This is a genomic window from Acidobacteriota bacterium (genome assembly GCA_028875725.1).
GTDB lineage: Bacteria > Acidobacteriota > Thermoanaerobaculia > Multivoradales > Multivoraceae > Multivorans.
Window position 1 is genome coordinate 629,972 of sequence record JAPPCR010000015.1, and the last position, 13,362, is coordinate 643,333.

The 13,362-nt window shown below is 64.9% G+C and carries 7 protein-coding genes; 6 read left to right on the top strand and 1 reads right to left on the bottom strand.

Translation table 11 applies throughout. The annotated features are described in order from the left end of the window. Positions 1–54: 54 nt before the first annotated feature. The 4 genes from OXI49_14135 to OXI49_14150 are packed head-to-tail and all read left to right on the top strand — an operon-like array spanning position 55 to position 4,199. Positions 55–933: an isocitrate lyase/PEP mutase family protein gene (locus OXI49_14135; GenBank protein ID MDE2691652.1), complete on the top strand. Its 879-nt coding sequence runs from the start codon at positions 55–57 to the stop codon at positions 931–933. After that, the gene (locus tag OXI49_14140) at positions 930–2,654 is read left to right on the top strand and encodes an FAD-dependent monooxygenase (GenBank protein ID MDE2691653.1); all 1,725 of its coding nucleotides are present in this window, start codon (positions 930–932) and stop codon (positions 2,652–2,654) included. The genes OXI49_14135 and OXI49_14140 overlap by 4 nt, the downstream gene beginning before the upstream one ends. Continuing rightward, a complete protein-coding gene (locus OXI49_14145; GenBank protein ID MDE2691654.1) occupies positions 2,651–3,508 on the top strand; it encodes a fumarylacetoacetate hydrolase family protein in 858 nt (285 codons plus the stop codon). Before OXI49_14140 ends, OXI49_14145 begins: the two co-directional genes overlap by 4 nt. Before the next feature lie 43 nt (positions 3,509–3,551). Next, the gene (locus OXI49_14150) at positions 3,552–4,199 is read left to right on the top strand and encodes a VOC family protein (protein MDE2691655.1); all 648 of its coding nucleotides are present in this window, start codon (positions 3,552–3,554) and stop codon (positions 4,197–4,199) included. 99 nt (positions 4,200–4,298) lie between these two features. Here the strand turns inward: OXI49_14150 and OXI49_14155 are convergent, their stop codons facing one another. Next, positions 4,299–5,537 carry an AAA family ATPase gene (locus tag OXI49_14155; protein MDE2691656.1) on the bottom strand — a complete coding sequence of 413 codons (1,239 nt, stop codon included), beginning with the start codon at positions 5,535–5,537 and terminating at the stop codon, positions 4,299–4,301. Positions 5,538–6,388: 851 nt separating this feature from the next. Between OXI49_14155 and OXI49_14160 the strand changes: the two genes are divergently transcribed. Both OXI49_14160 and OXI49_14165 read left to right on the top strand, forming a co-directional pair. Then, positions 6,389–9,769 carry a helicase-related protein gene (locus OXI49_14160; GenBank protein MDE2691657.1) on the top strand — a complete coding sequence of 1,127 codons (3,381 nt, stop codon included), beginning with the start codon at positions 6,389–6,391 and terminating at the stop codon, positions 9,767–9,769. 5 nt (positions 9,770–9,774) lie between these two features. Continuing rightward, complete coding sequence (locus tag OXI49_14165; protein ID MDE2691658.1) at positions 9,775–13,359, top strand: Eco57I restriction-modification methylase domain-containing protein; 3,585 nt, start codon at positions 9,775–9,777, stop codon at positions 13,357–13,359. Positions 13,360–13,362: the final 3 nt, after the last annotated feature.

Here is a 13,362-nt window from a genome sequence, read left to right on the forward strand (position 1 = left end):
CTCCTCGTCATCCGCTCGATGCCCTAGAGAGCAGATGTTACGTTCGTTGGCCGCATGAACTCCTCCCCCGCGGCGCGGCTGCGCGCCCTGCTCGACGCTCCCGGACTCCGGGTGATGCCCTGCTGCTTCGACGCGCTCTCCGCCCGGCTCATCGAGCAGGCGGGATTCGAGCTGACCTTCATGAGCGGGTTCGCCGTCTCCGCCAGCCGCCTGGGGATGCCGGACACGGGTCTCATCTCCTTCGGCGAGATGCTCGACCAGGGCCGCAACATCTGTGCGGCCACCCGGCTGCCGGTGATCGGCGACGGCGACACCGGCTACGGCAACGCCCTGAACGTCAAGCGCACGGTGACGAGCTACGCGGCCGCCGGCTTCGCGGGCGTGATGATCGAAGACCAGGAGGCGCCCAAGCGCTGCGGGCACACCCGCGGCAAGCGGGTCGTCTCCCGCGCCGAGGCCCTGTCGCGGGTCCGCGCCGCGGCCGACGCGCGCGATGAAGGCGCGGACATTCTGGTCATGGCCCGCACCGACGCTCGCGCCACCGACGGACTGGACGAAGCCATCGCCCGCTGCCGGGCCTTCGCCGACCTCGGCGCGGACATCCTCTTCCTCGAAGGTCCGCGGTCCGAGAGCGAGATGGCCGCGTTCTGCGAAGCGGTCCCCGGCCCGAAGATGGCGAACCTGGTCGAGGGAGGCGACACACCGTTGCTACCGCCCAAGCGGCTCGAGGAGATCGGCTACAGGATCGCTGCTTACCCGCTGACGCTTCTCTCCGCCGCCACCGCGGCGATGCTCGACGCTCTTCGAGCCCTGGGAAGCGGCGAGCAGCCTGACCGCGCCGTGGACTTCGAGCGTCTGCGGCGCATGGTCGGATTCGAGGACTACGACGCCGAGGCCGAGCGCTACCGCGTGGAGGACGAAGGAGACCCATGACACGACACGAGAACGACGTCGACGTTCTGATCGTCGGAGCCGGACCGGTCGGGCTCTGCTGCTCCCGGCTGCTCAGCCGGATGGGCGTGTCCAACCGGGTGCTGGAGAGACGGTCCGGCCTGCACACGGCGCCGCAGGCGCATGTTGTCTCGGCTCGAAGCATGGAGATCTTCCGGGCCGCCGGCATTCCGGCCGAGAAGACGGTCGCCGTCGCCACGAGACCCCAGGACCAGGGCTCGATCCGCTGGGTCCAGACGCTGGCCGGCCCGGTGATCGGCGACCTCCAACTGGGATCGCCCGAACGCATCATGAAGACGTTCGCCTCGACGCCGACGCCCACGATGAACATTCCCCAGCATCGACTGGAGCCCGTGCTCTTCGACGCGGCCAGCGACGCGGGCGCCTCGATCGACTTCGAGGTCGAGTGGCTCGGCGCCACGCAGGACGAGAACGGGGTCGTGTCGGAGGCTCGGGATCACAAGACCGGCGAGAACCTGGAGATCCGCAGTCGCTACCTGCTCGGCTGCGACGGCGCGGGGAGTCCGGTGCGACGCGCGCTCGGCATCGGCATGGAGGGACCGGCCCACGTCCAGAGCTACCTCTCGGTATTCGTCCAGGGCAATCTCCGCCACGTCGTGGAGGAGCACCCCGGCCTGCTCTACTGGCACCTCGATCCGCTTGAGCCCGCGGTCTTCATCGCCCACGACATCGACTCGACCTGGATCTTCATGCACCCGTACGATCCGGAACGGGTGTCGCAGGAGTCGTTCACCCCTGAGCGCTGCCGGCAGCTCGTCGAGGACGCCATCGGCGCCGAGGCCGACTTCGAGATTCGGGAAACCGGCTTCTGGCAGATGACCTGTCAGGTGGCCGACCGCTACCGCGACGGGCGGATCTTCCTCGTCGGCGATGCCGCGCACCGCTTCCCGCCGACCGGCGGCATGGGCATGAACACCGGCGTCGCCGACGCCTTCAATCTCGCCTGGAAGATCGCGGCGGTGCTCGGAGGACGCGCCGACGAGCGGCTGCTGGCCACCTACGACCAGGAGCGGCAACCCGTCGCGTCGGTGAACGCGGAGCAGAGCCTGTCGAATCACCTGAAGATGATCGAGGTGGTCGAAGCCCTGCAGGTCGATCCGGGCCTCGCACCTGACGAGGCGCGGGCGGACCTACGGCGGCTGCCCGAACAGGAGGAGCGCCGGAGCGCGATCCAGGCGGCGATCGACGGACAGAGGGAGCACTTCGACATGCTGGGCCTGGACCTCGGCCAGCACTACGAGCGCGGCGCGCTGGTTCCGGACGGGACCTCGCCACCTGCGCCCGCAACGTCGACCTTCGACTTCGTGCCCTCGACCCGGCCGGGCAGCCGTCTGCCCCACGCCTGGGTCGAAGGCGAGGGCGGCCGTGTTTCCACCCTGGATCTCGTCGACCCGTCCCGGCCGACCGTCATCTGCGGCGCCGGAGGTGCGCGCTGGGTCGCCGCCGCCGAGTCCCTCGGGCTTGCCGCTCACGCGATCGGCGACGGCGCGGCGCTGGCGGATCCCCGCGGCGAGTGGCAGGCGATCAGCGGCATCGGTCCGGATGGTGCCCTCCTCGTGCGCCCGGACGGTCACGTCGCCTGGAGAGACCCGGATGGAAGCTCCGAGCTCGAGGCGGGTCTGGGAGCCGCGCTCGCCGCTGTCTACTGCACGGCTACGCCTGCGAACGTGGAGGAAGCATGAGACTGTTCACGACGACCGAAGGAATCGCCCTCGAGGCGGCCGGCGGTAAACTCGAGATCCTCGATCTCCCCTACGAGGACCTCGGCGAGGCGCTCCGAGCGGACCCGGAACTCGGCACCGTTCGCGATGCGGAGTCGAAGCGGCGTTGCGCGCCCGGCGACGCCACCCTCCGCGCGCCGGTCCTGCGCCCCGGCAAGGTCATCGGCATGGGCATCAACTTCCACAGCCACGTCGAGGAGACGCGTGAGTTCCTCAAGGCCCGAGGCATCGAGCCGCCGTCCGAGCCGGTGTTCTTCCTGGCACCGGGAAGCGCCGTCATCGGCCCCGGCGAGGAGATCGTGCTGCCCGCTGTCGCGCCCGACCAGGTCGACTACGAGATCGAGCTGGCTGCCGTGATCGGCGTAGGCGGCGCCTCCATCGACGAGGACGACGCGCTGCGACACGTGGCGGGCTACACGCTCGCCAACGACGTCTCGGCCCGCGATCTCCAGCGAAAGTCCTTCGAGGGTCCCGAGTACTCCCTGAGCCACGCAAAAGGCCTCGACACGTTCAAGCCGATGGGGCCGGCGCTGGTCACCACCGACGAGTTCGCCGAGCCGCTCGACATCCGCCTCCGGGCCCGGGTCAACGGCGAAGTACGTCAGGACGAGCGGACCACGGACTTCGTTCACTCGGTGTCCCGCTGCGTGGCGCACGTCTCGCGCTTCATGCAGCTCGAACCGGGCGACGTGATGCTGACCGGTTCGCCGGCCGGCGTCGGGGTGTTCCAGGGCAAATTCCTCCGCGCTGGCGACGTCGTCGAACTCGAGGCCGACCGGGTCGGCGTGCTTCGCAACGTCGTCGCGGCGGCCTGACCAGACGATTCGACCCCGCAACAATCCCAGCAAGGAGTCCATCGTGTCTTCGAACTCCACCATCCGCCCCGGCTACATCCACCACATCTTCCTGCGCACGAAGCGATTCGACGCGATGCGCGCGTTCTACAAGCTGGTGCTCGGCTGCGAGGCGTTCTTCGAGAACGAGATGTTCAGTTGGCTCAGCTTCGACCAGGAGCACCATCGAATCGCCATCGCGAACTTGCCCCAGTCACAGGACCAGGCTCCAACCCAGGAAGGCCTCGACCACGTCGGCTACCAGTACGCGGGGCCCGAGGACCTCTTCGCCACCTACGAGCGCCTCCGCGACGAAGGAGTCGAGCCCTACTGGTGCACCGATCACGGCGGCACGACGTCCTTCTACTACAAGGACCCCGACGGCAACGGCCTCGAACTCCAGTACGACAACTACCCGAACAGGGAAGCGCTCCTGGAGTGGATGAAGGGCGGCGACTTCGCGCGGAACCCCATCGGCGTCGACGTGGACCCGAAACGCCTGATCGAGGCGTTCCGCACCGGACTCGACCGGCTGGAGCTTCACCAGCGATCACGGCGAGGCAACTTCCTGCCGGAAGGGATGTCGATGGCCGCGCCCGCCGCGCCCTTCCCGGCCGATCCTGTGGCCTACATGATCTCGATCCGGCGGGCGGTCGGCGCGGGGCCTGAGTAGGACGCGCGGGCCCGGGGAACACCTCGACTTTCGGGAAGATCAAAAGCGCGATTCTCGATTCTCCGCTTGGGGCCGCTGGCCGGTCCGCGGCGCTGGCCGCTATCCGTCGGCCGCAATCGTCTGTCGCTGAATGAAGCGATCGAGCAGGGGAACCGCGAACGAGTAGCGGCCGTGGCGGTTCTTGAACACCAGCCCCTGTGCGGCGAGATTCGAGAGCATCTGATTGACGTGACTGGCGCTGAACGGCTTCGAGAGCGCCGCGGATCCTTGGACGATGTCCCGTACGCTGAACTCGCCATCGCTATGGTCGAGGTGGGCGACCACCCACAGCAGTTCTCGTTGGCGATCCGTCAGTCGAGACCAGCGGCCCGAGAAGAAATCAGTGTCCAGTTTCTGCTCGATCTCCGCCACCGGTACCGACGCGGTCTGGCCACGGTCCGCTCGCTGCGTGAACACGTCGTACACCTCGCGGCAAATGAACTGGATGAAGTAGGGGTAGCCTCCTGACATCTGGATGATCGTGCGCACCGAGTCGTCGGTGAGCCGGAGGGGACAGCGGGCGTCGGCGACGGGCTTGAGGATTGCTTCTTCGCTTTCCGCTTCGCTCAGGCGATCCAGGAAGCGGACCCGGAACATTCGCTCGGCATACGTCCGCGAGGCAACCAGTTTCGGGAAGAGCGTCGGGAGTCCGACCAGCACCAGCATCAGCGGAAGGCCCTGCCGCTGCAGCGACTGGAAGCTGTCCAGCAGCAGGGCCACAGGGAACTCCTCGTGCTGCGGTTGGTCCGACAGATTCTGGGCCTCGTCGTAGGCGAAGACGATCCCCCTCGGCTTCGACGGTGCGGCGGAAAGGACCCTCCAGGTCGCCTGCAGCACCGTCTTCAGCCGGTCGAGAGACAACCCCGGACTCTCCTGATAGAGACGGCGGAGGGTCTGGTAGTCGAGACGCTGCTCGACCGCGACCTCCTGCCCGCCGAACCCGGGTTCCTGCCGGTGCTCGACGGTCACCGCGAAGCCGGACGTGAGGGGAGCGAGATCCGTGCACAGGCGGACCGCCAGGTGATCCTCCCGCAAGCTCGCGGACTCGGAAAGGTCGGCGCCCACCCACAACCAGTCGGCCGCACGGGCCAGCGGCCGAAGCGTCTCCAGCAGCACCGTCTTCCCTACTCCGCGAAGGCCGGTGATGATGAGGTTCTCGAAGACCGGGACCTGTCCCAACAGCCGCTTGAACTCCTGCTGCTCCTGCGTCCGGCCGGCGAGCCACGGCGGTGCGTGACCAGCTCCCGGTCGAAACGGGTTCAGGAAAGGGTCTATACTCCTCTGTCTTGATTTAGCCATAGGGCTAACTTTAGTGTGACGGCGATGGACATGTCAATTCGGTGGGGCGGCTCCGCTCCTCGGCCACCCGAGCGGGCCCAACAGCCCGAGGCGCTACCCTGAAGTCTCGCCGGACTACCCGGAAGACCGGCGAGACTACCCAAGAAACTACCCAGGAAACGGTCTCGACTACCCAAGAAACTACCCAGAAGAACCGTTCCCGACCAGATCCTGGATCATCTGCGGGCCGAGCCCGAACTCACCCGGAAGGCGCTCGCCAAGCTGGTCGGCCTGACGCCGGATGGAGTGAAGTACCACCTGAACAACCTGAAGGCCGCCGGAGCCCTTCGCCGCGTCGGTTCACCGAGAGCAGGCCGTTAGAAGGTACTCTGATCGGCGCGGACGGGGACTGGAGCTTTCATGACGAACCAGCGAACGGAGACAGGCCGCGATGTAGAAGCTGCCCTCGGAGAGGTGCTCGCTCATGTGCGCGGCAAGACGCGACTGCCTTGCCGAATCGTCGACGATCCGGCAGATGAGCGGATCGTTGCGCTCCGCAAGCGCAACCAGCGGCCCCCCGCATCGTCAGACCGGAGAACTCCAGGACGCTTCCGACGACCGGGGCCCGACTCCTAGCTCCCATCGACTGGCCCCGTCGCTGCGGCGCGGGCCTTATGCTGCGTCGGACTGGCTTCAGTTGCCACACCCCCGCGCTCGGCGTTCTCCTACGGGCGACGGAAAAAAGCAACGCGAAGAACACTCCGCCGCAGCCGAAGTCCCGCCAGTTTGACGATCATCGCGGACGCGCTAGCTGAACGCTGATACCTGACCAAGTGTGCGCGCGAGCCGCCATGCGGCTAGCATCCGCGGCCATGCCTAACGCCCCAAGGCAGCTTCCATCGCCTGTCGGCATCCTCGACAACCGCTCCCGCGGCATGGCCGGAGACTTCCTGAAGGCACACCTCCAGGAAGGCACAGAGCTCTCGGTCGTCTCCGCCTACTTCACGATCAGCGCCTACGAAGCGCTAAGGACGGAACTGGAACGCGTCGAGCGGATGCGTTTCCTCTACGGCGCGCCCCAACACCTGCGTGCCCTGTCGCGGGACAAACGGCCGGCAAGAGCCTTCGGGCTGACGGAAGCGGGTCTCGCGCCCACTCGGCAGCTCACGCAGCGTGCCGAGGCGAAGCGCTGCGCCGACTGGATCCGCCGTAAGGCGGAGATCCACTCGGTCAAAGACGACCTACTGCACGGGAAGATGTACCACGTTCAGGGCGCCCGAGCGCACGCCCTGATCGGCAGCTCGAACTTCACCCTTCCCGGGCTCGGTCTCCACGAGCGCAAGAACGTCGAACTGAACCTAGTGGTCGACGGGGACCGTGACCGAAACGACCTCCTCGCGTGGTTCGAGGAGTGGTGGAGCGACACGAAGCGAACCGAAGACGTGAAGGACCGCGTGCTGCGCGAGTTGGAACTTCTTCACTGCAACCACTCGCCCGAGTTCATCTACCACCTGACCCTCTTCCACCTCTTCGGGGACGAGCTGGCCGACCTCGCCGGAACCGACGAAGATGTCGACCGGCGCGGTCTGGGCCGGACGGAGATCTGGCGTTCGCTCTTCGACTTCCAGAGGGAGGCCGCGAAGATCGTCATCGATCGGGTGAATCGACTGAACGGCTGCATCCTCGCGGACAGCGTTGGCCTCGGAAAGACCTACACCGCCCTTGCCGTCATCAAATACTTCGAGTTGCAGAACGAACGGGTCCTGGTTCTCTGCCCCAAGAAGCTGATGCGGAACTGGAAGAGCTTCAAGGCAAACTCGACGGTCAATCCGTTTACTGAAGACCGCTTCAGCTACGACGTCCTGTTTCACACCGACCTCTCCCGTAGCTCCGGCTGGAGTGGCGACCAGGACCTCGCTACCGTGAACTGGGGGAACTACCACCTCGTCGTTATCGACGAGTCCCACAACTTCCGCAACAACACCCGGGGCACCGAGGCCGACGGCGAACCCAGGCGAAAGTCGCGGTACGAGAAGCTGATCGAGGACATCGTCGGCAGCGGCATCAACACGAAGGTCCTCATGCTGTCGGCCACGCCGGTCAACTGCGACCTACGCGACCTCCGGAATCAGATCTCCTTCATCGCGGGAGGCGACGTCACCCGCGAAGCAGCGGCCGACGGCTTCTTCGGCGGCCCGAAACGCCTTGACGTCGACTCCATCCGCCAGACGACGGAAGCGGCGCAGAGGCGATTCGCCGACTGGGCTCGCAAGCCCCAGGCGGAGCGCAAGCGCGAAGGCTTGATCGATGTTCTCGACGCAGACTTCCTCCGTCTCCTGGATGGCGTCAGCATCGCCCGGTCCCGCCGGCACATCCTGGAGCACTACGAAGACGACATGGGCCGACTCGGCGCATTCCCGACACGAGAGCGGCCTGAGTCGGTCTATGCCGAGATCGACCTCCAGAACCCGAAGTTCTCCTTCGATGGGCTGGTCGAGCAGATCGAGAACCTGAATCTGGCTCTGTACAACCCCACGGGGTACCTCCGCGAGGACCTAAGTCCCGTGGTGCGGGCCGAGTACGAGCGTGACGTAGTCAGCGGCTTCACCCAAGTGGGCCGCGAGCGTAGCCTGATCGGGATGATGAAGGTGAATCTCCTGAAGCGGCTCGAAAGCTCGGTCGAGTCCTTCCGTCTGACCCTGCAGAGGACGCTCGGGAAGATCGACGACCTCTTCGCGGCGTTCGAACGCTTCGAGCGTGCGGAACCGCGCAATCTGGACCTCCCCTACTCGAAGCTCTCGCCGGACGACGTCGAGGACCCCGACGTCGAGTACGGCGACTTCGTCGTCGGCGGCAAGCTCGGCTTTGACTTGCGACACATCGACATCGCGAAGTGGCGCCCTCTCCTGGAGCAGGATCGGGTGATCTTGCGCCACATTCTGGCGGAGGCGGCCGAGGTCGTTCCCGGACGAGACGCCAAGCTCGCCGAACTCCGTCGGCGCATCGAGGAGAAGCTCCGGGCACCGAGTAGGACGAAACACGGGCACGCGAACAGGAAGGTCCTCGTCTTCACGGCGTTCTCCGACACCGCGGAGTACGTGTACGACAACCTGGCGCCGGCGGTGCAGGCGGAAGGCGGCCAGATCGGACTCGTCCGGGGAAGCGGCGGCAACCGGGCCACATCCGGGCGAGCCAACTACGACGAGATCCTGGCGAACTTCAGCCCGGGGTCGCACGCCGGCACGTTCTCGCGTGAAGACGGAATCGACGTACTGGTGGCAACGGACTGCATCTCCGAGGGGCAGAATCTCCAGGACTGCGACGTCGTCATCAACTACGACATTCACTGGAATCCCGTGCGCATCATCCAGCGGTTCGGCCGCGTGGACCGGATTGGTTCCCCGAACGCGTCCGTGAAGCTGGTGAACTTCTGGCCCGTCGAGGACTTGGACCGCTACCTGAACGTCCAGAGCCGCGTTCGGGCGCGAATGGCGCTGGTCGATGTGACGGCTGCTCAGGGCGACGATCTGCTGGAGGACCAGCAGACGAGGGAGATCGTCCAGGAGGAACTGCAATTCCGCGACAAGCAGTTGCGGCTGCTCAGGGAACAGGTGGTCGATCTGGAGGACTTCGAGGACGCCGTCAGTCTGGCCGACTTCTCGTTGGCGGACTTCCGCCGCGACCTGCAGGAGTTGCTCGCATCCCAGCGGGAAGCGCTCGAAGCGGCCGCTCTCGGCCTCTACGCGGTTGTGCCGCCGAGCACGCCGAGCGGAACCGTGGCGCCGGGCGCAATCTTCTGTCTGCGTCAACGCGACAACGAAACACCGGAGGACGCTGGCGCCGGAGGCCGCGGTCGCCGGGGTGCCGACCGACGCCGGATCAACCCCTTGGGCAGCCACGACCTGGTCTACGTCCGCGACGACGGCGAAGTCGAGTTCGGATTCACTTCGGCCAGAAGGACGCTCGCGCTGTTCCGAGATCTCGCCCAAGGCAGAGACTCGGCCATCGAGGAGTTGTGCGGGATCTTTGATCGACGCACGAGAAACGGAGCGGAGATGGGCCACTACGACGACCTGATCCTGCGCGCTGTCCGCAACATCGTCAGCAACTTCGCGCGACGGGCTGGCCAACAGCTTGGTCGCAAGGACGGCATGCTGCCGCGCGCTGCGGCGCAACCGCCTCGAGTCGACGGCGACTACGAGTTGGTGACGTGGCTGGCGATCATCGACTCGGAACCCGGGAGCCAGACGTGAACCCCATGATGCGAACCGCCGTCCGCGATGCGTTGGCCCAAGGCGCGGGCTTGCCATTCGACGAGGCCGCGTTCCGGCTGCTGGACTGTCTGGGTTTCCGAAGCGACCGAACGCTGCCTGGCCAGACAGGCCGTGTGGCGGACCTCCCCGAGGCGTTCACGGTAAACCAAAGGGCCACGAAGACCGCCAGGGACTTCAAGGCCGAAGCGACTTCGGCTCGCGTCCTGTTTCAGCTTGGCGATGACGAGATCCGGCACGCGTCTCAGTCCAGCCTGCTTGAAGGCGCGGGGCGGTTCGACGCCGGTTCCACCAAGAGCTTCCTGTTCGTGGCGGTGGAGTTGCGCGGGAGCGCATACTCCAGAACCCGCTACTCCCAGTTCGCCCGCGAGATGAACCAAGGCCTCGCGATGCCCGCGTTCGTCCTGTTCCGCGAGCGCGGCGGCGGGCGTATGGCGCTCGCCTTCGTTGACCGCAGGCCGCACAAGCGAGACGGTAAGAGAGAGGTCCTGAGTGGCGTCTCGTTGATCCGGGACGTTGAGCCCTCCGCGCCCCACCGCGCCCATGTGGACATTCTCGCCGATTTGTCGTTGAACCAGCGACTTGCCTGGATGGGGAGCCGGGGGAAGAGCCGGAACTTCGATGGCCTCCGGGCCGCCGTACTCGACGCTCTAGACACCGAGGAACTGAACAAGCGCTTCTACAAGGAGCTCTTCACATGGTTCGAGCGGGCCCTGGAGGAAGCCAAGTTTCCAGCGGATCCGAACCGCACCGTCGACCCAGAGCACCACGTCATTCGGCTCATAACCCGGCTCATGTTCATCTGGTTCATCAAGGAGAAGGGTCTTGTAGCCGAGGAGCTGTTCGTCCAAGAGAAGTTGAACGCAGTGCTCAAGGACTACGACGCGAAGGGCGGCCACTCCTGGTATCGCGCAGTGCTGCAGAACCTGTTCTTCGCGACGCTGAACACCGAGATCGACCGCCGCGGTTTCAGTAGCCGCAAGCGTCGAACGCACCGCGTTCCGAGCCACTTCCGCTACCAGGACCTGATGGCAGACTCCGCCCGACTGGTGTCGCTCTTCGGCGAGACGCCGTTCATCAACGGCGGCTTGTTCGAGTGTCTCGACTCCGACCTCTCGCAAACAAGGGGTGGCTACCGAATCGACTGCTTTACGGACAACACAGATCACCGAAAGAAGATCCTCCTCCCCGATGGGCTCTTCTTCGACGACGACGGGCTGATTCCCCTGTTCGATCGCTACCGCTTCACGGTCGAGGAGAACACGCAGGTTGAGAAGGAGGTCGCACTAGACCCGGAGTTGCTGGGCAGCGTTTTCGAGAACTTGCTGGCGGCGGTCAACCCAGAAACCAAGGAAACGGCCCGCAAACAATCCGGGTCCTTCTATACGCCACGCCCTGTCGTGGACTACATGGTCGACGAAGCTCTAGCTCTGACACTCGCCAACGCCGTTGCGCCTGACGACGGCGACCTTGCTTGGTGGAGGGAACGACTACTCTATCTCTTGGATCCGGCCGCCGCCTTCGACGAGTCAGACGAGGAGCTCTTCACACCCGCCGAACGAGAGGGCATCGTCCACGCCGTAGCCGACCTCACCGTCCTCGATCCCGCCGTCGGATCCGGTGCCTTCCTGATCTCCGTCCTGAATGTCCTAACCCAGGTCCTACGAAGGCTCGACCCGCACAACGAGTTTTGGGAAGCGGAACAGCGCCGCCGCGCGGGCGAAAGGGCGAGGGACACGTATCTCCAGGCCGACGACGATAGGACCCGGAAGGAACGACTCACTGAAATCGACGAGATCTTCACCAAGTACCGCGACTCGGACTTCGGGAGGAAGCTCTACTTGATTCAGAACGGCCTCCACGGCGTGGATGTCCAGCCCGTTGCCTGTCTAATCACGAAGTTGCGCTTCTTCATTTCCTTGGCGATCGAGCAGGACACATCGCAGGACCCGGCTCGCAACTTCGGAATCCGACCTCTGCCCAATCTCGAGACGCGCATCCTTGCCGCAAACACCCTGATCGGTGTGCCGGGCCAGGCCACGATCCGCACTCCCGACCAGGAGCAGATCGAAGCCAGTCTTCATGCCAACCGCGAGCGGCATTTCCACGCAGCAACTCGTCGCGAGAAACTGTTGTGCCGCGAACGGGACTACGAGATCCGTCAGGCACTCGAAGTGGAGCTCCTAACACGCGGTCTTCCATCACCTGCTGCCAAGCGGGTCGCCAGCTGGAACCCCTACGACCAGAACGCGTGCGCCGATTGGTTCGATCCGGCTTACATGTTCGGCGTCGCCGAGGGTTTCGACATCGTCATCGGCAACCCTCCCTATGTTGAGTCGCGAAACGGTGCCCTCTTTCCCTCCACGCTAAAATCTTCCTATCGGAGTCAATCCGCACACGACTGGGATGTCGACGTGCCGAAGGGAAGCGATCTACTTATCTACTTCTTCTGGCGCGCTGCGCACCTGCTAGCTGATCGCGGGTCGGCGGTGTTCATCACACAAAACGCCTGGCTCAGCACGAACTATGGGCGCAAGTTCCAGCAGTCGTTTCTGACACGCGGACGATTCGAGAAAATCGTGGACTCCGAGAGGAAGTTCTTCCCAGACGCGGGAGCACAGAACATCAACACCGTTGTGTCGATCTTCTCGAGAAAGACCGCAGGCGCTCATGTTTCATATCAGATGCTCGACGCCGCCATGAACGACGTTGTGCGGGAAGCATCGATCGAGACCGCCTCTCCGATGAAGTGGGGGCACCAGCTAGCGATGTCCGATTGTCTGCGCGAGGCTCTTCGACGACTCTCCGAGACCTCCGCAATGCGCCGGCCGCCAGTAGGTACCATCAAATTCGGCCAAGGCTTGAACTTCCCGATGGCCAGGGCAACCGGTGCCGCCGGAGGCGTGCCGGTAGTGATGAAGAGGGTGCAGTTCGCAAACCTGGACTATGAGACGACCGCGGAAGTTGCCGTCTCTCCTAGACGTCAGGTGCCAGCCCTGTTCATGCCGCGTGGCATCGGAAGCCGGTTCTACTGCACCATGAACTTCGGAAGAGCATACACTTACAGCCACGTGGAACTGTACCTCCCGGTAGACTGGTGGGAAGGCGAGTTGCACTATTGCCTTTGGGCTTTCATGAACTCATCTCTGGCTTGGCTCTTTCGGGAAACGACCGGCCGCACCAACCTAGGTGGCGGCATGCTGAAGGCCGAGGCAACGGACATGAAGTCACTGCCGATCGGGCTGTTCGGTTTCGGAGACGAGGCGAGGCGTGTCCTGGACACTCACAAGGATCGACCGCCGCTTCCGGTAGACGCAGAACTGGCCTCTGAGGAGCACCTCTACCTGGACAGGGTCGTCTTGGCGCACTTGGTATGGAGGACCTCGGAGAAGCCATTAGAAGGGAACTCTTGGAGAAGGTGTCTGCAAGGCTCCACAGAGCGAAGGGATGAGCCAAGCCAGAGGGTCGACCTGACGCCAGACGGAGTGAAGTACCACCTGGACCACCTGAGAGTGGCCGGAGCCATCCGTCGCGTCGGCTCAACGAAAGCGGGCCGCTGGGAGGTCCTCTGATCG

Excerpts from the sequence above, each read along its gene's own strand:
- OXI49_14140 (MDE2691653.1), top strand. The coding sequence starts at position 930 with ATGACACGACACGAGAACGACGTCGACGTTCTGATCGTCGGAGCCGGA.
- OXI49_14145 (MDE2691654.1), top strand. The coding sequence starts at position 2,651 with ATGAGACTGTTCACGACGACCGAAGGAATCGCCCTCGAGGCGGCCGGC.
- OXI49_14165 (MDE2691658.1), top strand. The coding sequence starts at position 9,775 with ATGATGCGAACCGCCGTCCGCGATGCGTTGGCCCAAGGCGCGGGCTTG.
- OXI49_14135 (MDE2691652.1), top strand. The coding sequence starts at position 55 with ATGAACTCCTCCCCCGCGGCGCGGCTGCGCGCCCTGCTCGACGCTCCC.
- OXI49_14160 (MDE2691657.1), top strand. The coding sequence starts at position 6,389 with ATGCCTAACGCCCCAAGGCAGCTTCCATCGCCTGTCGGCATCCTCGAC.
- OXI49_14155 (MDE2691656.1), bottom strand. The coding sequence starts at position 5,537 with ATGGCTAAATCAAGACAGAGGAGTATAGACCCTTTCCTGAACCCGTTT.